The sequence below is a fragment of the Microbacterium sp. NPDC057741 genome (genome assembly GCF_042798735.1).
GTDB lineage: Bacteria > Actinomycetota > Actinomycetes > Actinomycetales > Microbacteriaceae > Microbacterium.
The window spans coordinates 32,602-54,130 of the sequence record NZ_JBHVJW010000001.1; the positions used below are offsets into that span (position 1 = coordinate 32,602).

Genomic DNA, 21,529 nt, shown 5'->3' on the forward strand with positions numbered 1-21,529 from the left:
GCCTCCATGGTCGTGAGCCTACGCCCTGGCGACCGCCGCTCAGCCGCGGTGCACGTCCACCGGCACGATCATCGGCGTGCCGGCGACAGGATCGGGGACGACAACAGCCTCGAGATCGAACACCTCGCGCAGCAGCTCCACCGTCACCACGTCGCCCGGTGCGCCCTCGGCGACGATCCGCCCCTCGCGCATCGCGATGAGATGGTCGGCGTATCGCGTCGCGAGGTTCAGTTCGTGCATGACCACGACGACCTGCGTTCCTCGTTCACGCGACAGGCGCACGAGCAGCTGCAGCAGCTCGACCTGGTGGGCGAGGTCGAGATACGTGGTCGGTTCGTCGAGCAGCAGGATGTCGGGCTCCTGAGCCAGTGCCATCGCCACCCAGGCGCGCTGGCGCTGACCACCGGAGAGCTCGTCGATCGGGCGGTCGGCGAAGGCGGCCATCCCGGTCACCTGCAGGGCGTCGGCGACGACCTCGTCGTCACGGCGATCGCGGCCGCCGAGCCAGCCCCGGTGCGGTGTACGTCCTCGGTCGACGAGATCGGCCACGCTGATCCCGTCCGGTGCCACCGGCGCCTGGGGGAGCAGCCCGACGACACGAGCCACCTCCTTCGTGGGCAGCCGGGCGATCGAGGCGCCGTCCAGAAGCACCGACCCGCTGCGCGGACGCAGCAGCCGGGCGAGCGAGCGCAGCAGCGTCGACTTGCCGCAGCCGTTGCCGCCGACGATCATCGTGATCCCGGAGCCGGGCAGGGCGAGGGAGAGGCCGTCGATCACCGGCTCGCCGTCGTACCCGACGACGAGATCGCGGGCCTCCAGCGAGTGCGACATGGTCTGATCCGTCATGCGCGAGTGCGTCCTCTCATCAGCAGCCACAACAGGAAGGGCGCCCCGATCGCCCCCGTGACCACCCCGACCGGCAGGTCTGTGGGGAAGGCGTGCTGGGCCACCGCATCGGCGCCGAGCACGACGATCGCGCCGATCAGGGCGGACGCCACCGGCAGAGCCGAGTCCCGACGAACCACGCGGAGCGCGATCGGCCCGGCCAGGAAGGCGACGAACGCGATCGGCCCGGTGAGCGAGGTCGCGACCGCGACGAGGAGCACCGCGCACAGGATCAGCAGCGTCCTGGTGCGCTGCGGCCGGGCGCCGAGAGCCGTCACCGAGTCATCCCCGAGGCGCAGCACCGGCAACCGCGTGGCGGCCACCAGCGAGCCGGCGAGCAGGACGATGAGCACCGGGGCGGTGGGGCCGAGCTGGTCCCAGAGGCTGCGGCTGAGCGAACCGGCCATCCACACCGTCGCCTGCTCCGCCGCGTTGATGTCGGAGCGGGTGAGCACGTAGCTGATCACGGCCTGCAGCGCCGCGGCGACGGCGATGCCCACCAGCACGAAGCGCAGCCCCGACAGCCCGCGGCGGTACGCGAGCACCCAGATCAGCAGCGCTGTCAGCAACCCGCCGGCGATCGCCGCGCCGGAGACCACCAGCCCGGATGCGCCGAAGAACGAGATCACGGTGATCGCGGCGACGCTCGACCCGGCACTGATGCCGATGACATCGGGACTCGCGAGTACGTTGCGCAGCAGCGTCTGGAACAGCATCCCGCCCAGACCGAAGGCCGCACCGACCAGCAGCGCTCCGATCGCACGGGGGAGGCGCAGCTCGATGACCGCGAAGCTCGCCCCCGGCACCGTCTGTCCGCCCAGGGCGCGCAGCACGTCGGGCAGGGGGATGGTCTTCGGTCCGAAGACGAGCGCGACCAGGAGCAGCGCGATCACCACGATGCCGAAGACACCGATCAGGATGCCGTCGCGCGTGGCGCTCCGGCGTCGTGCGACGCGCAGCAGGGTGGGGGCATCCGGCACCGGCGGGCCGGTGCGTCCGAGGTCGAGTGCGCTCACAGGCCGATCGCCTTCCTTCTGCGCAGCAGCGCGATGAAGACGGGGGCGCCGATCAGACCGGTGACGATGCCGACCTCGAGCACACCGGGGCGTGCGAGGATGCGCCCGATCACGTCGCAGATCAGCAGGAAGGCGGCGCCGGCCGCGGCCGACAGCGGCACGATCCAGCGGTAGTCCGCGCCGACCAGGAACCGCACGGCATGCGGGACGGCCAGGCCGACGAAGCCGATCGGCCCGGCGAGGGCCGTCGCCGTGCCGCACAGCAGCACGACGGCGATCACGGCGGTGACACGTGCGGTCCCGACCCGCACGCCGAGTCCGCGGGCGACGTCGTCGCCGAGCGCCAGGGCGTTCATCCGCCCGGAGCACGCGACGGCGAGTACGGCGCCGAGCGCGAGGAATCCGCCCAGCTGGGCGAGCGTCGAGAACGACGCCGCCGTGAGAGATCCGAGCTGCCAGAACCGGTAGCTGTTCAGGGTGGACTGGTCGACGATGAGGATGCCGGTGATCACCGACCCCGCGATCGCCGTCACCGCGGCGCCGGCGAGCGCGAGGGTGACCGGCGTCGCTCCGCCGGGGCTGGCGGCGGCGGCCCCGTAGCCGAGGACGACCGCGACCGCGGCACCCGCGAGGGCGCACCACACGATCGCGAGCGGCGCCTGCCAGCCGAGCAGCGACATGCCCAGCACGACGAAGAGCGCGGCGCCGGCGTTGACGCCCAGCAGCCCGGGATCTGCGAGCGGATTGCGCGCCATTCCCTGCATGAGCGCTCCTCCCATGCCGAGCGCTCCGCCGACGAGCAGACCGGTGACCGTCGTAGGGACGCGGGACAGCACCGCGACCTGGTCGATCGAGCCGTCAGGGCGGAAGAACGCGTCCCACACCGCATCCAGCGGCACTACCCGGGCGCCGAGTGCCAGTGAAAGGGCGGCAGCCGCGATCAGCACCCCCAGGCACACGACGACGGCCCATGCCGGGCTCAGGTGCGCGCCGCGGCGCTGACCCGAGCCCTGCGCGGGCGTCGTCGGTGCGGGGGCGATCGTCATCCGGCGTGTGCGGCAGCCTCGCCGAGCATCTTGGCGTAGGTCGGGAGCGCCCACGGGATCGACAGCACGGTCGGTGCGGAGATGGCCATCAGCAGGGCCTCGTCGTCGATCTGTGCGACGGCTCCGGACTTGACCGCGGGGATGCGGCTCAGCAAGGGGTCGTTCTGCAGAGTCGACAGGTCTCCGCCCTGCACATAGATGACCGCGACGTCGGCGTCGAGCTTGTCCGCCTCCTCGGCGGAGATCGTGGCGACGAAGCCCTTCTCATCTGCGGCGAGATCCTTGATCGACTGCGGTGTCGCGAAGCCGAGGTCGTTCAGGTACTGCACTCGGGTGTCCTGCGGCGTGTAGTACTGCACCTTGCCGAGGTCCTTGGCATCCACCCACATCACCATGCCGGTCTTGCCCTCGGCAGCCGGGTACTTCGCCATCTCGGTGCTGATGCTCTTCTCGGTGTCGGCGATCAGCTTCTCGGCCTCCGCCGACTTGCCCAGGGCGGTGCCCACCATCGTGGTGGAGTCGCGCCAGGAGGTGCCCCAGGCCGCGCCGGGGTAGGCGACGGTCGGCGCGATCTTGCTGAGAGTGTCGTACTCCTGCTGCGTCAGGCCGGAGTTCGTGCCGAGGATCAGATCGGGTGCAGTCGCATCGATCTCCTCGTAGGGGATGCCGTCGGTCTCGTCGTGCAGCGGAGGCAGGTCGGCCTTCGCCGCGGTGATCGCGTCGTGGGTCCACTCCAGATAGCCGTCGCCGTCGGCGTCGCCGAACGCCGAAGTCGGGATCGCCACCGGGATCGTGCCGAGGGCGATGGCCGCATCGAAGCTGCCCCAGCCGACGGTCGCGACGCTCTTCGGCGCGGTCTCGACGACCGTCTTGCCGTAGACGTGCTCGATGGTCGCGGGGAACGCGGAGCCGGAGTCGGCCGAGGCGTCGGTGTTCTCCGTTGTTCCGGAGGAGCACGCAGAGAGCGCGAGCATCCCTGCGGTCAGGAGACTGAGGACGGCGACGCCGTGACGCAGGCGGGGAGAAGGCATGGAGATCCTCGGGTAAGAGAGCGGGAATAAAGGTAAGCCTAACCTATCCAATTTGCGCGCCGTGAACCGGTGGCGCAGGACCTGTCACTCGGCGACGGGTGCCGGAGACTGGTGTGCCGACCCATGGCACGACGCGGTTCGCGAGGCCGCGGCGATCACCTTCGGTGGCGCGCTCCCGGGCAGCGGCCGCGTGGTCCAGGCCTGAAGGCGCACTTCCGCCCGCCGTCTCGCGGTGGGACGATGGAGCATGGCGACTGGGGACGACGCCGAACTCGCCCGCAGGCTGCAGATCCTCGCGACCGAGCACTGGGGTCTCCTCGCCGCGCGCAGCACGGCGCAGAGCGAGGTGCTGACCCGGATCTCGATCTACCTCACCCTGGTCTCCGCCGGTCTCGTGACGGTCGGTCTGCTCGGTCAGGCGACGCACTTCACGACCTGGTTCCCGGTCGCGGCGCTCGGCATCCTCGCCTTCCTCAGCGTGGTCGGCATCCTCACTCTCATCCGCGTCCTTGCAGTGTCGGAGGAGGACTTCATGTACGTCACGGCGATGAATCGCATCCGCGGTGCGTATGCAGAGATCGATCCGGCGGCATCCGATGCCTTCCTCGCATCGATCCACGACGACGAGCTCGGGATGCGGGTGACGTACTCGTTCCTGCGCGAGCGCGGATCGTTCGAGCAGGTGCTCGGGTCGTCGCTCATGCTCAGCGTGCTGGTCACCGCCTCGATGGGCGGCATGTTCGCAGGTGGTCTCTGCACAGTGCTCGGGGTGCCCGCCGGTGGCGCCGTCGCGGTCGGCGTGATCATCGGGCTCGGCATCACGGGCATCGCCATCGGCTATGGCGGCCGCCGCTATCTCACAGCCTGGAAGACCTACCGTCCGCGGCATCCGAGCGACGGACCGCCGGAGTACTGGCGAATGCGACGGCGTCGCTGAAGCCTGTCGGGACGATTCGGGTCGCCGCAGAACGCGCCGCCAACCCGATCGGATACCATTCCGGTCATGGAGCCTCGTCGCGTGCAGGCCATGGGTCTCGTCGCAGGTCCTGTGCTCTTCGCTCTGTCGCCGCTGTTCTGGGTCGACGGGCACTATGGAAGCGTCGGCGGGATGCTCATCGCCGTCTCGACGGTGCCGTGGATGTTCGGGCTCATCGGGGAGTATCAGAGGCTGCGTCGCCCCCTGCCGACCGCGTCGTGGCTGTGGCTGCTGCTCGTACTGATCGGTATGTTCGGGACCATCGCCTTCGGACTGCAGGGGTTCTTCGAGGACGTGCTCGGATCCACCGACAGCTCCGCGTTGGGTACCTTCAAGGACTACCCCGTTGCGGGCGCTGCCGTGCTGCTGATCGCCGGACCGATGTTTCCCACCGCCCTGATCATCCTCGGGATCTTCTACTGGCGCACTCGATCGGCGCCGCGGTGGACCGCGGCGCTCCTCTGCATCGCGGCCGCAGCGTTTCCACTGGCGAGAGTCGTGCGGGTGGACGCGGTCGCAGTCGGAGCCGATCTCCTCATGCTGTCGGCATTCGTCGGTGTCGCCTGGCACGTCTGGCAGCGAACGCAGGAGACTCGATCTCCTGCTGCGTGACGGAGGCCGGCTATGCGGCATCCAGCGCCAGATTCAGCTCCACGACGTTCACCCGGGGGTCACCGAGGTAGCCCAGGTCGCGGCTCGCGGTGAACCTGTCGACGAGTGCCGTCACCGCTTCCGCCGACATCCCGCGCGCAGTGGCGACCCGTCCGATCTGTATCCGCGCGTACTCCGGGCTGATGTGCGGATCGAGTCCCGAGGCCGAGGCGGTGAGGGCATCGGTCGGCACGGCATCGGCCGCGACGCCGTTGAATTCCGCGATCTGCGTGCGACGCTCCTCGATCTGCGCAATGAGCTTCTCGCTCTCCGGACCGAGGTTCGATCCGCCCGAGGCCTTCGCGTCGTAGTCCGCCGCGGACGGCCGGGACTGGAAGTACTGCGGCAGGGGGGCGCCCGCGGCATCCGTGAAGCTCTGCCCGATCAGCGACGACCCCGCGACCGTGCCGTCGGGCCGGTGCACCAGCGACCCGTTCGCCTGGTCGCGCAGCGCGGCCTGGCCGATGCCGGTGATCAGCAGCGGGTACGCGATGCCGAGCAGCACGGTGAGGATCAGGGTGATGCGCAGGGCGGTCCACAGCATCTTGAGCGACCGTGACGTGCGAGTGGCCATGACGTTCTCCTCAGAATCCCGGCAACAGGCTGACCACGAGGTCGATGACCTTGATGGCGATGATCGGCACCAGCACGCCGCTGAGTCCGTTGATGATGAGATTTCGGGTGAGCGAGGTGCGCAGTTCGGTGGTGCGGTACGGCACTCCGATCAGCGCGAGCGGGATCAGCACGCCCATCACGACCGTGCTGAAGATGACGGTGGACAGGATGGCGGATGCCGGGGTGTGCAGCCGCAGGATGTTCAGCGCGTCCAGTCCGGGGAAGACTCCCACGAACAGCGCCGGGAACAGGGTGAAGTAGCGCACCGCGTCGTTGGCGAAGTTGAAGGTGATGAGCGCGCCGCGGGTCGCCATCTGCCGACGACCGACCTCGATGATGTCGACGAGATGGCTCGGGTCGTCGTCGAGGATGATCATGTTGGCCGATTGCTTCGCCGCCGCCGTCGCCGTGTTCATCGCGATGCCGATGTCGGCGCGGGCGAGCGCAGGGGCGTCGTTGATCCCGTCGCCGCTCATCGCGACCAGGTGTCCCTGCTTCTGCTCCTTCTGGATGATCTCGAGCTTGTCCTCAGGGGTCGTGTCACCCACGAACTCGTCGATGCCGACCTCTTCGCTGATCGCCTTCGCCGTCAGCCGGTGGTCTCCGGACACCATCACGGTGCGCACGCCGAGTTCGTGCAGCCCGCTGATGCGCTCGCGCACGCCCTCCTTCACCACGTCCTGCAGGTGGATCAGGCCCAGCGCCCGGCCGCGGTCGCCCGGGACCTTGATCGCCACGGCCAGCGGCGTGCCGCCGGTCTCGGCGATCTCCTGCGCGCGCTGCTTCAGCTCGGCGATGATCTCGCGAGGGGGCTGCGTGCCCTGCTGCTTCAGCCACGCGACGACAGCCGAGACGGCACCCTTGCGGATGCCGGTGCCGTCGGGCAGATCCACGCCGGAGATCCGGGTGGCGGCGCTGAACGGCACGAAGACGCCCTGCTCCACGACGGCATGGTGCAGCTCGATGCCGGAGCGGGCCGCCAGCTGCACGGTCGACGCGCCCTCGGGCGTCGGGTCGTCCGCTGAGGCCTCCGCGGCCATGCGCATCAGCCGCTCCTGGCTGTTCCCTCCCACCGGCAGGAATGCCACGGCGGTGCGGTTGCCCTGGGTGACCGTTCCGGTCTTGTCGAGCAGCACCGTGGTGATGTCGCCGGCGGTCTCGAGCGCCTTCGCAGAGGTGACCAGCACGCCGTGTCGCAGCAGCTGGTACATCCCCGCGATGCCCGTCACCGACATGAGCGCGGCGATCTCGGTCGGGATCAGGCAGACCACGAGCGCGACCAGCACCGGGATCGACACCGGAGGCGCGACGGGGGACACCGCCGCGTTCAGCGTCAGCACCAGAAGCACGAACGACAGCGAGAACGACGCCAGCAGCGCGCTGAACGCGACCTCGATCGGGGACTTCTGGCGGCGGGAGCGGCTGGCCAGCCGGATGGTGCGCTCCACAGCTCCGGCATCCGGCGCGGCGTCGACCCGCACCACCAGCCGGTCGGACAGGTCGCGGGTGCCGCCGGTGACCGCCGTGCGGTCGCCGGCGGACTGACGGATCACCGCCCCCGGATGCCCGGTGAACTCCGACTCGTCGACCTCCGCCGCACCCCAGATCACTTCACCGTCGGCGGGGATCAGCTCGCCCGCCTCGACGACGACCACGTCGCCGGGGCGCAGCCCCCGCGAATCGACGCGCTCGATCGCGGCCTCGCGCGCAGCAGGGTCTTTCGCGCGGTCGTACTCGAGGACCCTGCGCGCGCTGGTGCCGGACCGCGACCGTCGCAGGTACTCGGTCTGCGCACGGCCGCGCCCCTCCGCGATCGACTCGGCGAGGGTCGCCGTGTACAGGCAGGCCCAGAAGCCGATCGCCAGCAGCCAGGTGAAGCCCGCGGGCATCTCCGTGCCGCCGGAGGGCATGGCCCCGCCGGCGAACGGCTCGGCGATCGCGATGAACGTCGTCAGCGCCGCGCCGATCTCGGTGAGCAGCAGCACCGGGTTGTGCCACAGGTACCGCGGGTCGAACTTGCGCAGAGCGTCCAGCAGCACGGTGCCGATCGTGCTGACGGCGATCACGCCGGCGGGCTCGTGCACCTGGGGCAGCTGCGCGGTCATCCGGCCAGCCCCTCTGCGAACGGACCGGCCAGCAGCACGGGGACGAAGATCGGCACGGTGATGAACACGATCAGGCTGACCAGCAGCACCACGAACTGCGGCCGGTGCAGCGGAAGCTCGGCGGCCGTGGCGGCCTTCCCCTGCGTGGCGAGAGAACCGGCGAGCGCCAGCACGAGGGCGATGGGGATGAAGCGCCCGAGCAAGATGATCACGCCGATCAGCACGTTCATCAGCGGATTGTTCGCGTTCAGGCCCGCGAAGGCGGAGCCGTTGTTGATCGCCGCCGAGATGAACGCGTAGATCACCTCGGACAGACCGTGGGAGCCGTCGTTGGTCATGCTCCGCAGCAGGTCGTCCCGCATCGTCGGCACGGCGAAGCTGATGGCCATGCCGCCCAGCGCCAGCACGGGCAGCACCAGGATCGCGATGCTGACGAGCTTGAGCTCCCGCACCCCGAGGCGCTTGCCGAGATAGACCGGCGAGCGGCCCAGCAGCAGAGCAGCGAGGAACACGGCGATCACCATGAGGATCATCAGCGCGTAGGTTCCCGACCCTGCGCCGCCGGGCGCGACCTCGCCCAGTGTCATGTCGAACATCAGCATCAGGCCGCCGAAGGCCGTGTACGAGTCGTGCATCGAGTTGACGGCGCCGCCGGTGGTCCCGGTCGTGGCGGTGGCGAACAGGGTCGACGCGACGACGCCGAAGCGCTGCTCCTTGCCCTCCATCCCGCCGCCGGCGAGTTGTGGAGCGGTGCCGGCCCCCTGCAGCTCGAACACCGTGAGCGGCACATACACGAAGACGAACAGCACGGACATGGTCAGCAGCAGGGCGTAGCCTGCACGCTGGTCGCCGACCATCGTGCCGAACGTGCGCGGCATCGAGAACGGGATGAGCAGCAGCAGGATCGTCTGCAGCACGTTGGTCCACGCCGTGGGATTCTCGAACGGATGCGCGGAGTTCGCGTTGAAGAACCCGCCGCCGTTGGTGCCGATCATCTTGATCGCCTCCTGCGAGGCGACGGGGCCACCGGGCAGGGACTGCGATCCGTCCGCGATGGTGCGGATGTCGGTGAAGTCGGAGAAGTTCTGGACGACGCCGCCCGCGAGCAGGATCACCGCCGTGATCACCGAGAGCGGCAGCAGGATCCGCAGATTCGCGCGCACCAGGTCGACCCAGAAGTTGCCCAGACCGCTGCGGCCTCGGCGCGAGGCGAAGCCGCGGATGAGCGCGACGGCGACGGCCATGCTCACGGCGGCAGACACGAAGTTCTGAACGGCGAGTCCGCCCATCTGCACTCCGTAGCCCACGGTCTGCTCGGGCACGTACGACTGCCAGTTCGTGTTGCCGACGAACGAAGCGGCGGTGTTGAAGGCGAGGTCTGCGCTCATCCCCGGCAGGCCGAGCGAGAGCGGCAGCACCGGCTGCAGACGCAGCATCGCGTAGAGGAGCACGAAACCGGCCAGCGAGAACGCGAGCACGGATGCCAGGTAGCGACGCCAGGACTGCTGACGGTCCGCATCGACGCCGGAGAGGCGATAGATCAGCCTTTCCACGCGCAGGTCACGGTCGGTGGTGAACACACGGGCCATGTAGTCGCCGAGCGGGCGATACAGCAGGCCGATGACGAGTGCGGCAGTGAGCAGGGCCGACGCCGCGAAGAACCACTCCATCAGACCCGATCGGGGTGGAGCAGCGCGTATGCCAGGTAGACGAGGGATCCGAGGCCGACGAGCGCGGCCACGGTTTCGATGATGCCCAAGGACCTCTCCCTCGAAAGAACTGCCCGTAGAGCATAATCCCGGCCGACCGGCATCCGCCATTCCACGCGCGGCAGGCGCTGAGCGTCTTCCGCGTCGGGCGAATGTGTCGACCATCGTTGTTCGTTCAGCGATTTGCGGTAATCATGGGTCATGCGCAGTTCTGCGTCGTACTGCCCGGACGACGAACCCGAACGACTGCCGTGATCCTCGTGACTGCGTCGATCCGGCGGTCATTGCAGCGCGCCCCGCGGCTGACCTGGGTGCTCGGGGCCGCCACGCTGCTGTGCGCCGCGATCGCGGTGTCGGCCGCGACGACGTCGGATCACGGCTGGTGGCGCCTCTACTTCAGCAGGCTCGGCATGACCGATGACCTGTCCAGCGGGTTCTTCAACGGCGGTCTCGTCCTCAGCGGTCTGATCATCGCGGCCTCCGCCGTGCCGCTGCGCGCGGCGCTGGGCACAGTCACCGCGCTGCGCGGCAGAGCCCCCGTGCTGCGCGGCAGAATCCCCGCGCTACTGTCGCTCGCCGTCGCCGGACTCGGCGCGAGCCTCAGCAGCATCGGTCTGTTCCCGTTGTCGGTCGACCCGCTCGCGCACGAGCGCGCGACGAACGGGGTGGTGCTCTCGTTCGCGGTGCTGCTGATCGCGCATCGCGTCGGTCTCTGGCGCCGCTCGCGGATGCTGCGGATCGCGACCCTTGTCGCGGCACCGGCGATGCTCGTCGGCATGGGGCTGCTGGTCGCCGGATGGATCTCTCTCACCGTGTTCGAGATCCTCGCCTTCGGCATGATCCTCACGTGGGTGCACCTCTTCGAGCGCGTCATGTGTCGGCGCGGCCACCGGATGCGGAAGACTCGGACTGTCCGCGACGGTTCGGGAGAGCCCGCGGCGGAGGAGGAACCGTGTTCGAGGCCGACGTCCAGGACATCACGCAGCGCTCTTCGACAGGAGACCTGCCCGCTGCCGGTCTGGTCGACGAGCTCCTGCGCACCGCGCATGACCGGTACGCCGGGCATGACCAGGGCACCGTCGCCGATTACATCCCTGCGCTGGCCAGGGCGAATCCGGAGTGGTTCGGTCTGAGCCTGGTCAGCGTGGCCGGCACGGTGCACGAGGTGGGCGACGCCGACGTCGCGTTCACCATCCAATCGATCTCGAAGGCGTTCGTCTTCGCCCTCGCCTGCGCCGCCGTCGGACACGAGCGGGTTCACGACCGAGTGGGAGTGAACAACACGGGTCTTGCCTTCAACTCCGTCGTCGCCGTCGAGCTCAACGGCGGCAGCCCGATGAACCCGATGGTGAACGCCGGCGCGATCGCCACGACCGCGCTGCTGCCGGGCCGGGATGCCGCAGAGCGCTGGGCCCATCTGCGGGACGGGCTGTCCCGCTTCGCGGGCCGATCGCTCGAGATCGACGACGAGGTGTACCGCTCCGAGTCCGAGACGAACCACCGCAACCGCGCGATCGCGCAGCTGCTGCAGAGCTACGACCGACTGGACGGCGACCCTGCCGAGACCGTCGACGTCTACACCCGCCAGTGCTCGCTGGCGGTGACGGCGCACGACCTCGCGGTGATGGGTGCGACGCTCGCCGACGGCGGCGTGAACCCGCTCACCGGCGAGCAGGTGGTCTCGGCGGAGGTCTGCCGTGACACACTCTCGGTGCTCGCCTCCTGCGGGCTGTACGAGCGGTCGGGGGAGTGGCTGTTCGAGATCGGCCTGCCGGCGAAGTCCGGTGTATCCGGGGGTATGGTCGCGATCTCGCCCGGAAAGGGCGCCGTCGGCGCTTTCTCCCCTCTGCTCGACGGGGCAGGCAACAGCATCCGCGCGCAGCGTGCCTGCGCCTACCTGTCCCGCGCACTCGGACTCAACCTGTTCGCCTCCGCCCGGTGGAGCGCGGCCCAGAACGGAGCAGCATCATGACCACGTCCGCAGAGCAAGCCCCCGCGACTTCGGAGCGCCAGTCCTGGGTGCCGATGATCGGCCTGTTCCTCGCCCAGGTGCTGATGTCGTTCAACGTGGCAGCGCTGCCGATCTCGCTCGGCGGCATGGTGCAGGACTTCGGGGTCCCGCCGACCGTCGCGAGCTCGACCATCGTGGTCTACGGCCTCGCCGTCGCCGCGCTCGTCATGACCGGCGCGAAGCTGGGTCAGCGCATCGGCTGGGTGCTCATCTTCCGTTCGGTGCTCGTGGTGTTCGCGGCATCCTCGCTGATCATGATCCTCGCGCCCACCATGGGGTGGGCGATCGCCGGCCAGGTGCTTGCGGGTGCCGCGGCGGCGATCATCGTGCCGGCGCTGGTCGCCCTGATCGCGGAGAACTACAAGGGCGACCAGCAGGCCACGGCTGTCGGTTCGCTCGGTTCGGCGCGCGCGATCTCGGGCGTCACCGCATTCTTCATCGGCGGCACGCTGGGCACTTTCGTCGGCTGGCGCCCGATCTTCATGATCACCCTGGGCATCGCGGTGGCGGTCTTCCTGCTCAGCTTCAAGCTCCGCTCCGACAAGGGCAATTCAGAGGTCAAGATCGATGTGGTCGCCTCGCTGCTGATCGGCGCGGCGATCGTGCTGCTCACCGTCGGGTTCAACAACCTGAACGGCTGGGGCATCCTGTTCGCCCGCGAGGGTGCGCCGTTCAGCATCGGCGGGATGTCGCCGGCGCCGATCCTGGTCGTGCTGGGCATCGTGTTCGGGCAGTGCTTCTTCCTGTGGACCAGGCGGCGGATGCGCCGCGGTCAGGTGCCGCTGGTCGATCTCGGCGTGCTGGGCCACAAGCGCGAGCGCGCCGCCGTGTACGCGATGTTCATCATCGTCGCGATGGAGGCGGCGGTGAACTTCACCGTGCCGACCTACATCCAGGTCGTGCAGGGGCGAACTCCGTTCGACACCTCGCTGGCCATGATGCCGTTCAACCTCACCGTGTTCGTCACCGCGACGCTCATCGTGCGGTTCTACAAGAAGTACACTCCGCGCACGATCGCCCTGTTCTCGTTCGCGCTGACCACGATCGCACTGGTGTGGCTGTCGTTCGTCGTGACGAACAACTGGGAGACTCTGCCGACGATCCTGGGCCTGATCGTGTTCGGCATCGGCCAGGGCGCGCTGGTCACCCTGGTGTTCAACGTGCTGGTCACCGCTGCCCCGAAGGAGCTCGCGGGCGATGTCGGGTCGATCCGCGGCACGACCCAGAACCTGGCTTCGGCCGTCGGCACCGCCGTCATGGGCGCCGTGCTGGTGACCACGCTGAGCTTCGGCATCGGCAGCGCCGTCGCCGAGCATCCGGAACTGCCGCCCGAGCTCGTGGCGCAGGTGCCGCTGGACAACGTGAACTTCATCAGCAACGACGATCTGCGCTCGGCGCTGGAGCGCACCGATGCCGATGACGCCCAGGTCGAGGCGGCGGTCCTCCTGAACGAGGAGCAGCGCCTGCGCACCCTGCGGTTCGGATTCCTCATCCTCGCGGGTATCAGCCTGCTCGCCGCGATCCCGGCATCCCGACTGCCGCGTTACCGTCCGGGCGAGATCCCCGCGCCGGACGAGCGCGACGAGCCGAAGGACGCCTGAGGGCGGTCCTCAGACCGAGTCGGGCGGGGTGAGCGGGGCGGGAGCCCCGGCACTGCTCACGGTGGCCTCGCGCTTCTCGGCGTGGAACGCGTCGCTGAGAGCCCGGACCACCTCGGACGTCGCAGAGACGCCATCGGTCGGAGGATGCCAGAACCGTACGGTCGCGATGACCCGTTCGGGAGAGACCGCCTGAACGGTGGCAGCAGGATCCGAGATCGACGGGGATGCGGTGCCTGCGACTCCGGTGAGCCGCGACAGCAGCGCGTCGACAGTGTCGTCTTCGCGCCGTTCGAGTCGCACCTGAACCTGGCTGCGCAGTCTGCCCTGCGACGAGAGGTTGACGACCGAGTCGGACAGCAGCTTGGCGTTCGGCACGTGCACGGTCGCACCGTCCGAACTCACCAGGATCACCGCGCGGGCGTTCAGCTCGGTGACGGTGCCGGTCATCGGGCCGTTCGGGGTGTCGACCTGCACGATGTCACCGACCTCGACGGTGCGCCTGGACTGGATCATGACGCTCGAGGCGAAGTTGTCGGCGGTCCCGCGCAGCACCAGCACGATGACGACGCCGACGAGGATGACCACGGCGAGCACCGGCTGGATGTTGGCGCCGAGGATCGCGAGCGCGAGGCCGATGCCGAAGGCGATGGTGAGGTACTCGGCGCCGCGGGACACCGGCTGCACGTAGCCCTCCGGCATGTTCGGCACCCTGTTCAGCAGGGCCGCCATGCCCTTGTGCACGAAATGGGCGGCGATCCATCCGAGGATGACGATGATCACCGCGACGACCAGCTGCCACCACTGGACACCGGCGAACTGTGCGGAGAGATCAGGCATGGGTCTTCCTGTGTCGAGTTCTAAGCGGCGAGCGGGCTGAGGACGACCCCAGGACGGTCGGGGATGAGCTGGACGATCAACTGGCCCATGACTGCATCGCTCTCCCGTCCCGGGGGACGTCATCGATCAGGCGAGCAGCTTCGCCTTCGCTGCTTCGAACTCCGCGTCGCTGAGCAGTCCCTGCTGCTTGAGCGCGCCGAGCTGCTGCAGTTCGGCGACGACATCGGTCGCACCGGCGGGCGCAGCGGGTGCGGCAGGTGCTGCGGGAACCGGGGCGGCATACTGTGCCGCGGCTGCCTGCGCGGCCGCATCGATCTGCGCCTGCTGCTGAGCGGCCGCGTACTGCTCCTGCTCGTACTGCTCCTGCGCCTTGCGCTGCTGGTGATTGGACATCGCACCGGTCACGGCACCGGCGGTGCCGGCCACGACGGCCGTGCGGGCGGCGAGGCCGACCAGGCCCGGGCGTCCGATTCTGCGGAACATGGGCATTTCAGGCTCCTTCGTTCTCGAGGTGGTCGATGAGGGCGTTGACCACGGGGGCGGGGACACGCTCGTGCCGCAGCACGACACCACCCGATGATGCGAAACGGCTCGCAAGCTCACGGGCGTAGGTCAGTTCCACCGCGATCAGGGCCGCCGATCCTCCCGGCGGAACCAGTTCGGCGAACTCGGCGATGTCCTCCTCGCCGGTGAGGCCCGATGCCGCAAGGGCGATGTCGCCGAGATCCAGTCCTTCGGGGTCGTCCTCGACCTCGACGACGGTCACGTCGCCGGCATCCGACTTGGAGATCAGCAGGAAATCGACCAGTCGCAGGTATCCGGTGGCGAGGATCTCGGCGAGCGCATCGACGACCCCCGCATCCGGTCGGTCGCCTTCGAATCCGACGAGCGTGTACTCGACGGGTCCATAACGGAATTCAGTCACGCGTTCTTCCTTTCGACAGAAGGGGGTGCCGGACGCTGTCCGACACCCCCTTCGGATGCACTGCTATCGGAGGATGCCGATCAGGCGAGGGCCTTGGCCTTCAGCTTCTCGTACTCCTCGGTGGTGATGGTGCCCGCGGCGAGCAGCTTGGCAGCATCCGCGATCTCGTCCGACGCGCTCTTGCCCGCAGCCTGACGGATGTACGAGTCGGTGGCGTCCTTCGCCTGCTGCGCCTGCTCAGCGCTGCGCTCGGCCATGCCCTGGCCACGGGCGATCAGGTAGACCAGCGCGGTGAGGAACGGCACGAAGATCAGGAAGATGATCCAGACCGCCTTCAGCCAGCCGTTGAGCTTACGGTCGCGGAAGATGTCTCCGATGATCGAGAACAGCACCATGAGGTAGGCGATGAAGAAGAACGCCCAGATCATGTACCAGAAGAAGTCCCAGAAACCCATTGTTGTATCTCCCTGTTTGAGGTCTTGGTGATGACGCTATCGTGCTGCGGCCCCCCGACACGAGCCATTCATTCTATTCGGGTGACGAGCCCGGTCCCGGTTACGGCGCTTACTCTGGATTCATGGAGATGAAGGACGAGCGGAGCGACGCGGATCGCGCGGCGGATGCCGAGGAGGCACTCCGCGAGGCCGATGCCGCCGTCGCCGCCGCGAAGGCGGAGGCGGAGCGCTGGGGAGGCACGGACAAGCGTCCCGCGGAGCCCCGCGACCGGCACTGGTGAGTCTTCGCGGGTGATGTCGCGCCGCAGCGCATCATCCGATCGGTCATGACGGCCTGGCCGGCCGGACGATGCCGCAGCAGCGGCGCGGCGGAAGACTTGAGGTCCCGTCCCCGTCTGGAGTCCGACATGCACCGCATCCCTCGCAGAGCCCTCGCCGTCACCGGCCTCGCCGTCGCCGCGGCATCCGTGCTCGTCGCCTGCGCGCCGGCCGCAGTCCCCGTGCCGTCGCGCTCGGCGGCGGCGCCGACCCCGAGTCCGCAGGACCGGCTGGACGCCGATCTGCGCGACGCCGCCTGGCAGGATGACGTCGCCGCGGCGTCCGAGCTGATCGCGCGGGGCGCCGACGTGAACTCCAAGGACGACACTGTGCAGTCCGCGTATCTGGTCGCGACCAGCGAGGGGTACCTCGACCTGCTGCGCCTCACCCTCACGCACGGCGCAGAGGTCGACGACAAGGACAGCTGGAACGGAACCGGACTGATCCGCGCCGCGGAGCGGGGCCACGGCTACATCGTCGGACAGCTGCTGCAGGCGGGCATCGACCGCGACCACGCGAACCGGATCGGCTACCAGGCCATCCACGAGGCCGTCATCTTCGGTCAGGACAGCGAGACCTATCAGCTGACCGTTCGCGCCCTCATCGCAGGAGGCGCGGAGTTCGACCGGCGCTCCGGCAGCGAGGGGAGCACTCCGCTGCAGATGGCCGAGCAACGGGGCTTCGACGGCACACGGTCGATCCTCGAGGCCGCCCGTGACGGCAGGGCTCCTTCGAACCCGGATGCCGCGCTGCTGGCCGCCGCGGATGCCGGAGACGCGGACGCGGCGATGCTGGCCATCCGCGCCGGCGCCGACCTCGAGACACGCGATGCGCATCTGCAGCGCACACCGCTCATGCACGCCGTCATGGCGGATCGCGTCGAGGTGGCCCAGCTGCTCGTCGCGCTCGCCGCCGACCCCGACGCGCTCGACTATCGCAAGGACACGCCGTGGGTGATGACCGGCGTCACCGGAAGCGTGCGGATGCTCGATGCACTGCTGCCGGGGCAGCCCGACCTCGCGATCCTGAACCGTCGCGGCGGGACGCCCGCGAACCCGGCCGCTGAGCGCGGTCACGCGGACTACATCGACCGGGTCGTGCAGCTGGGCATCGATCTGAACCATGTGAACACCAACGGCTGGACGGCGATCCAGGAGGCCGTCGTGTTCGGCGGCGGCGACGGGAACGCGCAGCGGATCGTGAAGACCCTGCTCGCCGCGGGTGCCGATCCCGGCATCACGGATGCACACGGCCGGACCGCCCTCGACAACGCCCGTCGGCTGGGTTTCGATGAGATCGTGACGATTCTCGGCGGCTAGTCTGGGCAGGACTGGATCGACGCTTATGGCATCCAATCGCATGGAAGTGAGTGCGGACGGAGAGCGCCCGCGGATGAGGAGAAGTCATGTCCGACACGTCGCAGTTCGAGAAGTTCGCAGGGAGGACCGTCGTCATCACGGGCGCCTCCGCGGGGATCGGCTCGGGGTTCGCCAGGCAGGCCGCTGAGGTGGGTATGAAGCTCGTCCTCGCCGACATCGCCGCCGAACGACTCGAGGCCTTCGCCGAGGAACTCCGCGCCGGTGGCGCCGAGGTCGAGGCCGTCGTCACCGATGTCTCCGACGATGCCTCGGTCGAGAACCTCGCCGATCGCGCGATCGCGCGCTTCGGTTCCGTCGACATGCTCATCAACAACGCGGGGATCATGGCGATGGGCTGGTCGTGGGAGATCCCCGCGGCACGGTGGGACGCGATGCTGCGCATCAACATCGGCGGCTACGTCAATGTGCTCCGTGCGTTCGTGCCGCGGATGCTCGCGCAGGGTACTCCTGGGTGGATCGTGCAGGTCTCTTCGATCGGCGGGATCTTCCCCAGCCCGTTGATGGCTCCGTACAGCGTCACGAAGTTCGGCACTCTGGCCCTCACCGAGTCGCTGCACTACGAGCTGCAGATGATGAAGGCGCCGATCCAGGTGTCGGTGGTGCTGCCCGACTCCGTGAAGAGCGACATCTTCGTGACCGCGAAGGAGGGCACCCTGCCCGAGGCGCAGGCCTTCAACGATGCACTGCAGCAGCGGGCCGACACCATCGGCATCACCGCGGAGGAGCACGCCCGGCGCGTGTTCGCGCAGGTCGCCGAGGGCCAGTACTGGGTGACGCCGCAGCCCGAGGCCGTGGACGCGGGTGTCGTGCCTCGCGCGGAGATGATCCGCGGCCGCGTCGTGCCGGTGCTCAACCCCGACATGTGAGCGGATGCGGGGCGACGGAACGAAGCCGCGTCGCCCCGCTCGGTTCAGCCGGCCAGCAGCAGCCGCCGCACCTCCTCGGCGGTGACTTCGCGGCCGGTCGCGTCGGTGTGCTGCTGCACGCGCTGGGCCAGCGCGATCTGCTCCTCGCGCGTCAGGGTGATTCCGTAGGCGCTCTCCAGCAGGTGTGCGATGCCGCCCTTGCCGGACTGCGAGTTGACTCGGATCACCTCCTCGTAACCGCGTCCGATGTCGGCGGGATCGATGGGCAGGTAGGGCACCCGCCAGGCGATCTCGCTCTCCGGGCGCCCCTCCGCAGCGGCACGGTCGCGGTGCTCGGCGAGCCCCTTCCGGATCGCGTCCTGGTGTGTGCCGCTGAACGCCGTGTGCACCAGGGAACCGGCATAGGGATGCCGCGGCTGGATCTCGATGCGATTGCAGTGCTCAACCGTGCGGCGAATCTCGTCGATGTCCGTGAAGTCGATCATGGGGTCGACTCCCTGAGCGTGCAGGTTCAGCGCAAGCGTGGCCAGATCGACGTTGCCAGTGCGCTCCCCGTTGCCGAAGACGCACCCCTCCACACGCTGCGCGCCGGCAAGGAGGGCCAGCTCGGCGCAGGCGACGCCCGTGCCCCTGTCGTTGTGCGGATGCACCGAGAGGATGACGGCCTCGCGACGTGCAAGGTGGCGGTGCATGTACTCGATCTGGTCGGCATAGACGTTCGGTGTCGCGATCTCGACGGTGGCGGGCAGATTGAGGATGACCGGTCGGTCGGTGGAGGCATCCCACAGCTCGGTCATGGCGTCGCAGATCTCCAGCGCGAAGTCCGGCTCGGTCTGGTTGAACACCTCCGGGGAGAACTCGAACCGCACGTTGGGCAGGTCGCCGGCCAGGCGCAGCACCTCGCGGCCGCCGGCCAGGATCAGCTCACGCAGGTCGTCCCGGTCGCGTCCGAGCACGACCTCCCGCCAGATCGGTGCGGTCGCCGTGTAGAGGTGGATGACGACGGGGTTGCGGATGCCGCGGATCGACGCGACCGTGCGCTCGATGAGGTCGCGCCGCGCAGGGGTGAACACCACGATCGTGACGTCATCGGGGGCGATGTCCGAGTCGGCGACCAGGCGGACGAAGTCGTAGTCGGTCTGCGAGGCGGAGGGGCAGCCGACCTCGATCTCCTTGTAGCCCATCGCGACGAGGAGCTCGAAGAATCGACGCTTTCTGGCCGGATCCATCGGCTCGGCGAGCGCCTGGTTGCCGTCGCGCAGGTCGACAGGCACCCAGAGTGGTGCGGTGCTCAGGCGGCGTGACGGCCAGCTCCTCTCGTGCAGGGGCACGTCGACACGGGAGAAGACGTCCCGATATCGGTGCGACGGCATCTGTGATGCGCGCTGGGGATTCCACGTCGGGGCGTTCGCAGGAACGGGGCCGGACGGAGTGGACAGTGTGGGGAACGGGGCCATGATCTCTTCTTCGGTCGATGCTGTCGACCGGCGTCGACGACCCCCACGGCGAGGGAGCCGGTCGTGTCAGGCCCCGCCGTGGCGGCGAAGAAGAAGAGAGCTATGGGGAAGCATGGCTAGACTGTAACACAACTCCTCAGACAAGCAGAGAGGTTGAGATGGCACAGGCGATGCGGGAGACGCTGGCGGACCGTGCGGCTCAGGTGCTGCTCGACCGGATCGGAGCCGGCGAGTGGGCGCTCGGCGAGAGACTGCCCGGCGAGACCACTCTGGCCCCGCAGCTCGGTGTCGGCCGGTCGACGGTGCGTGAGGCGATCCGGCAGCTCGCAGGAAGAGGCGTGCTTGTGACGCGTCAGGGTGCGGGTGTGTTCGTCGCGGCGCTCGAGGCCCGCGACGACTGGGACGAGGTGCTGCGCCGTGCGGACATCCTCGCGGTGATCGAGACGCGCGCCGCCATCGAGGGCGAGTGCACCGCCCTCGCGGCGCGGCGGCGCACACCTGCGGATGTGCGCGCGATGCGGCAGGCGCTCTTCGCCAGGGATGAGTCCCGACTCGAGAGTGGGGCGCGAGGCTCGCGCGCGCTGATCGAGGGACACGTGGATGCGGATCTGGCACTGCATCGCACCGTCGTCGCGGCGGCGCACAACCCGGTGCTCGCCGAGCTCTTCGACGCGCTCACGCCGCGCCTTCGCCTGGCGATGATCGACATGCTGCGGATGCGCTCCTCCTTCGGTGACGCAGAGGATCACGACATGCATGAGCGGCTCGTCGAAGCGGTCGCGGGCAGGGACGCGGATTCCGCCGCCGCACTCAGCCGTGCGCATCTCGCGGGACTGGCCGAGGCGCTGGCATGACGGCGCCGATGCTGGAACTGCGCGATGTGCACTTCCGCCGAGGCGGTCGCCCGATCCTCCGCGGCATCACGATCAGTGTGCGGGCCGGCGAGAGGTGGGCACTGCTCGGGCCGAACGGCGCGGGGAAGAGCACGATCCTGGGCTTCTGCGGCGCACTGACGCATCCGAGCGAGGGCACCGTCGACGTGCTCGGGCACCGCATCGGGCGCGTCGACCTGCAGGCGCTGCGACGGCGGATCGGGCATGTGAATCCGCGGCATCCACTGGACTCGCCCCTCTCGGCGACCCAGGTGGTGCTGACCGGACTGACCGGGACCGTCGAGACGCCGATGCGGTGGTCGCCGCAGGCCGATGAGGTGGAGCGCGCACAGGCGATGCTCGACGTCGTGGGTCTCGGCGATCGTCGAGAGGCGAACTGGTTCACGATGTCACAGGGGGAACGCGGCCGGGTGCTGATCGCCCGCGCACTGGTGATCCGGCCAGACCTGCTGCTGCTGGACGAGCCGACGACGGGGTTGGACGTCGCGGCCAGGGAGCAGTTCCTCGAGACGGTCGACGGGCTCGTGCAGCATGATCCGGGGATGACCAGCATCCTGGTCACGCACCATCTCGAGGAGTTGCCCGAGACGACCACGCACGCCCTGGTGATCTCGGATGGCGAGGTCGTCTCGGCCGGGCCCGTCGACGAGGTGCTCACCACCACGACGATCACGCACGCGTTCCGGTATCCGATCGAGGTCATGAAGCATCGCGGTCGCTGGTCGGCGAGGGCGGGGCGACACGGATGAGCCG

Annotated in this window: 23 protein-coding genes; 10 read left to right on the forward strand and 13 right to left on the reverse strand. The window is 69.0% G+C overall.

From position 1 onward, the window contains the following. Positions 1-39: 39 nt before the first annotated feature. From ACFVDO_RS00185 to ACFVDO_RS00200, 4 genes are read right to left on the reverse strand one after another with little or no spacing between them, the layout of a single operon-like run. Complete coding sequence (locus ACFVDO_RS00185) at positions 40-846, reverse strand: ABC transporter ATP-binding protein (protein WP_378858070.1); 807 nt, start codon at positions 844-846, stop codon at positions 40-42. Next, the gene (locus ACFVDO_RS00190; protein WP_378858069.1) at positions 843-1,901 is read right to left on the reverse strand and encodes a FecCD family ABC transporter permease; all 1,059 of its coding nucleotides are present in this window, start codon (positions 1,899-1,901) and stop codon (positions 843-845) included. The genes ACFVDO_RS00185 and ACFVDO_RS00190 overlap by 4 nt, the downstream gene beginning before the upstream one ends. Next, positions 1,898-2,947, reverse strand: a complete 1,050-nt coding sequence (locus ACFVDO_RS00195; protein WP_378858068.1) for a FecCD family ABC transporter permease — start codon at positions 2,945-2,947, stop codon at positions 1,898-1,900. The genes ACFVDO_RS00190 and ACFVDO_RS00195 overlap by 4 nt, the downstream gene beginning before the upstream one ends. Further along, positions 2,944-3,978 carry an iron-siderophore ABC transporter substrate-binding protein gene (locus tag ACFVDO_RS00200; protein ID WP_378858067.1) on the reverse strand — a complete coding sequence of 345 codons (1,035 nt, stop codon included), beginning with the start codon at positions 3,976-3,978 and terminating at the stop codon, positions 2,944-2,946. The genes ACFVDO_RS00195 and ACFVDO_RS00200 overlap by 4 nt, the downstream gene beginning before the upstream one ends. A gap of 247 nt (positions 3,979-4,225) precedes the next feature. Here ACFVDO_RS00200 and ACFVDO_RS00205 point away from each other — a divergent pair, with 247 nt between their 5' ends. Together ACFVDO_RS00205 and ACFVDO_RS00210 are read left to right on the forward strand one after the other, a co-directional pair. Continuing rightward, the gene (locus ACFVDO_RS00205; RefSeq protein WP_378858066.1) at positions 4,226-4,915 is read left to right on the forward strand and encodes a hypothetical protein; all 690 of its coding nucleotides are present in this window, start codon (positions 4,226-4,228) and stop codon (positions 4,913-4,915) included. A 66-nt stretch (positions 4,916-4,981) separates the two neighbouring features. Further along, positions 4,982-5,566 carry a hypothetical protein gene (locus ACFVDO_RS00210; protein WP_378858065.1) on the forward strand — a complete coding sequence of 195 codons (585 nt, stop codon included), beginning with the start codon at positions 4,982-4,984 and terminating at the stop codon, positions 5,564-5,566. 10 nt (positions 5,567-5,576) lie between these two features. Here the strand turns inward: ACFVDO_RS00210 and kdpC are convergent, their stop codons facing one another. From kdpC to ACFVDO_RS00230, 4 genes are read right to left on the reverse strand one after another with little or no spacing between them, the layout of a single operon-like run. Beyond that, positions 5,577-6,179, reverse strand: a complete 603-nt coding sequence (gene kdpC, locus ACFVDO_RS00215; protein WP_378858064.1) for a potassium-transporting ATPase subunit KdpC — start codon at positions 6,177-6,179, stop codon at positions 5,577-5,579. A gap of 10 nt (positions 6,180-6,189) precedes the next feature. Further along, positions 6,190-8,325: a potassium-transporting ATPase subunit KdpB gene (gene kdpB, locus ACFVDO_RS00220; protein WP_378858063.1), complete on the reverse strand. Its 2,136-nt coding sequence runs from the start codon at positions 8,323-8,325 to the stop codon at positions 6,190-6,192. Then, positions 8,322-9,995, reverse strand: a complete 1,674-nt coding sequence (gene kdpA / locus ACFVDO_RS00225) for a potassium-transporting ATPase subunit KdpA (protein ID WP_378858062.1) — start codon at positions 9,993-9,995, stop codon at positions 8,322-8,324. The genes kdpB and kdpA overlap by 4 nt, the downstream gene beginning before the upstream one ends. Further along, positions 9,995-10,084: a potassium-transporting ATPase subunit F gene (locus ACFVDO_RS00230; RefSeq protein WP_378858061.1), complete on the reverse strand. Its 90-nt coding sequence runs from the start codon at positions 10,082-10,084 to the stop codon at positions 9,995-9,997. The genes kdpA and ACFVDO_RS00230 overlap by 1 nt, the downstream gene beginning before the upstream one ends. A 201-nt stretch (positions 10,085-10,285) precedes the next feature. Between ACFVDO_RS00230 and ACFVDO_RS00235 the strand changes: the two genes are divergently transcribed. From ACFVDO_RS00235 to ACFVDO_RS00245, 3 genes are read left to right on the forward strand one after another with little or no spacing between them, the layout of a single operon-like run. Next, a complete protein-coding gene (locus ACFVDO_RS00235) occupies positions 10,286-11,167 on the forward strand; it encodes a DUF998 domain-containing protein (RefSeq protein ID WP_378858060.1) in 882 nt (293 codons plus the stop codon). Further along, entirely contained in the window at positions 11,053-12,006 is a 954-nt protein-coding gene (gene glsA / locus ACFVDO_RS00240; protein WP_378858105.1) for a glutaminase A, read from the forward strand. The genes ACFVDO_RS00235 and glsA overlap by 115 nt, the downstream gene beginning before the upstream one ends. Then, the gene (locus ACFVDO_RS00245; protein WP_378858059.1) at positions 12,003-13,646 is read left to right on the forward strand and encodes an MFS transporter; all 1,644 of its coding nucleotides are present in this window, start codon (positions 12,003-12,005) and stop codon (positions 13,644-13,646) included. Before glsA ends, ACFVDO_RS00245 begins: the two co-directional genes overlap by 4 nt. Before the next feature lie 9 nt (positions 13,647-13,655). Here the strand turns inward: ACFVDO_RS00245 and ACFVDO_RS00250 are convergent, their stop codons facing one another. From ACFVDO_RS00250 to ACFVDO_RS00265, 4 genes are all read right to left on the reverse strand, one after another. Then, entirely contained in the window at positions 13,656-14,483 is an 828-nt protein-coding gene (locus ACFVDO_RS00250; RefSeq protein WP_378858058.1) for a mechanosensitive ion channel domain-containing protein, read from the reverse strand. A gap of 126 nt (positions 14,484-14,609) precedes the next feature. Beyond that, complete coding sequence (locus ACFVDO_RS00255; RefSeq protein WP_378858057.1) at positions 14,610-14,972, reverse strand: SHOCT domain-containing protein; 363 nt, start codon at positions 14,970-14,972, stop codon at positions 14,610-14,612. A gap of 1 nt (position 14,973) precedes the next feature. Beyond that, positions 14,974-15,408 carry a DUF6325 family protein gene (locus tag ACFVDO_RS00260; RefSeq protein ID WP_378858056.1) on the reverse strand — a complete coding sequence of 145 codons (435 nt, stop codon included), beginning with the start codon at positions 15,406-15,408 and terminating at the stop codon, positions 14,974-14,976. Positions 15,409-15,488: 80 nt separating this feature from the next. Beyond that, on the reverse strand, positions 15,489-15,863 hold the full coding sequence (locus ACFVDO_RS00265; protein WP_378858055.1) for an SHOCT domain-containing protein: 375 nt from the start codon (positions 15,861-15,863) through the stop codon (positions 15,489-15,491). A 122-nt stretch (positions 15,864-15,985) separates the two neighbouring features. Between ACFVDO_RS00265 and ACFVDO_RS00270 the strand changes: the two genes are divergently transcribed. From ACFVDO_RS00270 to ACFVDO_RS00280, 3 genes are all read left to right on the forward strand, one after another. Next, on the forward strand, positions 15,986-16,144 hold the full coding sequence (locus tag ACFVDO_RS00270) for a hypothetical protein (RefSeq protein ID WP_378858054.1): 159 nt from the start codon (positions 15,986-15,988) through the stop codon (positions 16,142-16,144). Between the two features lie 126 nt (positions 16,145-16,270). Further along, a complete protein-coding gene (locus ACFVDO_RS00275; protein WP_378858053.1) occupies positions 16,271-17,500 on the forward strand; it encodes an ankyrin repeat domain-containing protein in 1,230 nt (409 codons plus the stop codon). A gap of 86 nt (positions 17,501-17,586) precedes the next feature. Next, entirely contained in the window at positions 17,587-18,426 is an 840-nt protein-coding gene (locus ACFVDO_RS00280; protein WP_378858052.1) for an SDR family NAD(P)-dependent oxidoreductase, read from the forward strand. A gap of 44 nt (positions 18,427-18,470) precedes the next feature. On the opposite strand, the gene ACFVDO_RS00285 is transcribed toward ACFVDO_RS00280, so the two are convergent. Continuing rightward, complete coding sequence (locus ACFVDO_RS00285; protein ID WP_378886819.1) at positions 18,471-19,883, reverse strand: 2-isopropylmalate synthase; 1,413 nt, start codon at positions 19,881-19,883, stop codon at positions 18,471-18,473. A gap of 158 nt (positions 19,884-20,041) precedes the next feature. On the opposite strand from ACFVDO_RS00285, the gene ACFVDO_RS00290 reads away from it, so the two are divergent. Further along, complete coding sequence (locus ACFVDO_RS00290) at positions 20,042-20,737, forward strand: FadR/GntR family transcriptional regulator (RefSeq protein WP_378858050.1); 696 nt, start codon at positions 20,042-20,044, stop codon at positions 20,735-20,737. After that, positions 20,734-21,525 carry an ABC transporter ATP-binding protein gene (locus tag ACFVDO_RS00295; protein ID WP_378858049.1) on the forward strand — a complete coding sequence of 264 codons (792 nt, stop codon included), beginning with the start codon at positions 20,734-20,736 and terminating at the stop codon, positions 21,523-21,525. Before ACFVDO_RS00290 ends, ACFVDO_RS00295 begins: the two co-directional genes overlap by 4 nt. The last annotated feature ends 4 nt before the right edge of the window (positions 21,526-21,529 follow it).

What these genes read in the sequence shown, in the direction of transcription:
- ACFVDO_RS00285 (WP_378886819.1), bottom strand. Translation starts at nt 19,883, where the DNA reads ATGGCCCCGTTCCCCACACTGTCCACTCCGTCCGGCCCCGTTCCTGCG.
- ACFVDO_RS00295 (WP_378858049.1), top strand. Translation starts at nt 20,734, where the DNA reads ATGACGGCGCCGATGCTGGAACTGCGCGATGTGCACTTCCGCCGAGGC.
- kdpA (WP_378858062.1), bottom strand. Translation starts at nt 9,995, where the DNA reads ATGGAGTGGTTCTTCGCGGCGTCGGCCCTGCTCACTGCCGCACTCGTC.
- ACFVDO_RS00210 (WP_378858065.1), top strand. Translation starts at nt 4,982, where the DNA reads ATGGAGCCTCGTCGCGTGCAGGCCATGGGTCTCGTCGCAGGTCCTGTG.
- ACFVDO_RS00270 (WP_378858054.1), top strand. Translation starts at nt 15,986, where the DNA reads ATGGAGATGAAGGACGAGCGGAGCGACGCGGATCGCGCGGCGGATGCC.
- ACFVDO_RS00195 (WP_378858068.1), bottom strand. Translation starts at nt 2,947, where the DNA reads ATGACGATCGCCCCCGCACCGACGACGCCCGCGCAGGGCTCGGGTCAG.
- ACFVDO_RS00290 (WP_378858050.1), top strand. Translation starts at nt 20,042, where the DNA reads ATGGCACAGGCGATGCGGGAGACGCTGGCGGACCGTGCGGCTCAGGTG.
- ACFVDO_RS00250 (WP_378858058.1), bottom strand. Translation starts at nt 14,483, where the DNA reads ATGCCTGATCTCTCCGCACAGTTCGCCGGTGTCCAGTGGTGGCAGCTG.
- ACFVDO_RS00265 (WP_378858055.1), bottom strand. Translation starts at nt 15,863, where the DNA reads ATGGGTTTCTGGGACTTCTTCTGGTACATGATCTGGGCGTTCTTCTTC.
- ACFVDO_RS00205 (WP_378858066.1), top strand. Translation starts at nt 4,226, where the DNA reads ATGGCGACTGGGGACGACGCCGAACTCGCCCGCAGGCTGCAGATCCTC.
- kdpB (WP_378858063.1), bottom strand. Translation starts at nt 8,325, where the DNA reads ATGACCGCGCAGCTGCCCCAGGTGCACGAGCCCGCCGGCGTGATCGCC.
- kdpC (WP_378858064.1), bottom strand. Translation starts at nt 6,179, where the DNA reads ATGGCCACTCGCACGTCACGGTCGCTCAAGATGCTGTGGACCGCCCTG.
- ACFVDO_RS00275 (WP_378858053.1), top strand. Translation starts at nt 16,271, where the DNA reads ATGCACCGCATCCCTCGCAGAGCCCTCGCCGTCACCGGCCTCGCCGTC.
- ACFVDO_RS00185 (WP_378858070.1), bottom strand. Translation starts at nt 846, where the DNA reads ATGACGGATCAGACCATGTCGCACTCGCTGGAGGCCCGCGATCTCGTC.
- ACFVDO_RS00280 (WP_378858052.1), top strand. Translation starts at nt 17,587, where the DNA reads ATGTCCGACACGTCGCAGTTCGAGAAGTTCGCAGGGAGGACCGTCGTC.
- ACFVDO_RS00255 (WP_378858057.1), bottom strand. Translation starts at nt 14,972, where the DNA reads ATGCCCATGTTCCGCAGAATCGGACGCCCGGGCCTGGTCGGCCTCGCC.
- ACFVDO_RS00200 (WP_378858067.1), bottom strand. Translation starts at nt 3,978, where the DNA reads ATGCCTTCTCCCCGCCTGCGTCACGGCGTCGCCGTCCTCAGTCTCCTG.
- ACFVDO_RS00245 (WP_378858059.1), top strand. Translation starts at nt 12,003, where the DNA reads ATGACCACGTCCGCAGAGCAAGCCCCCGCGACTTCGGAGCGCCAGTCC.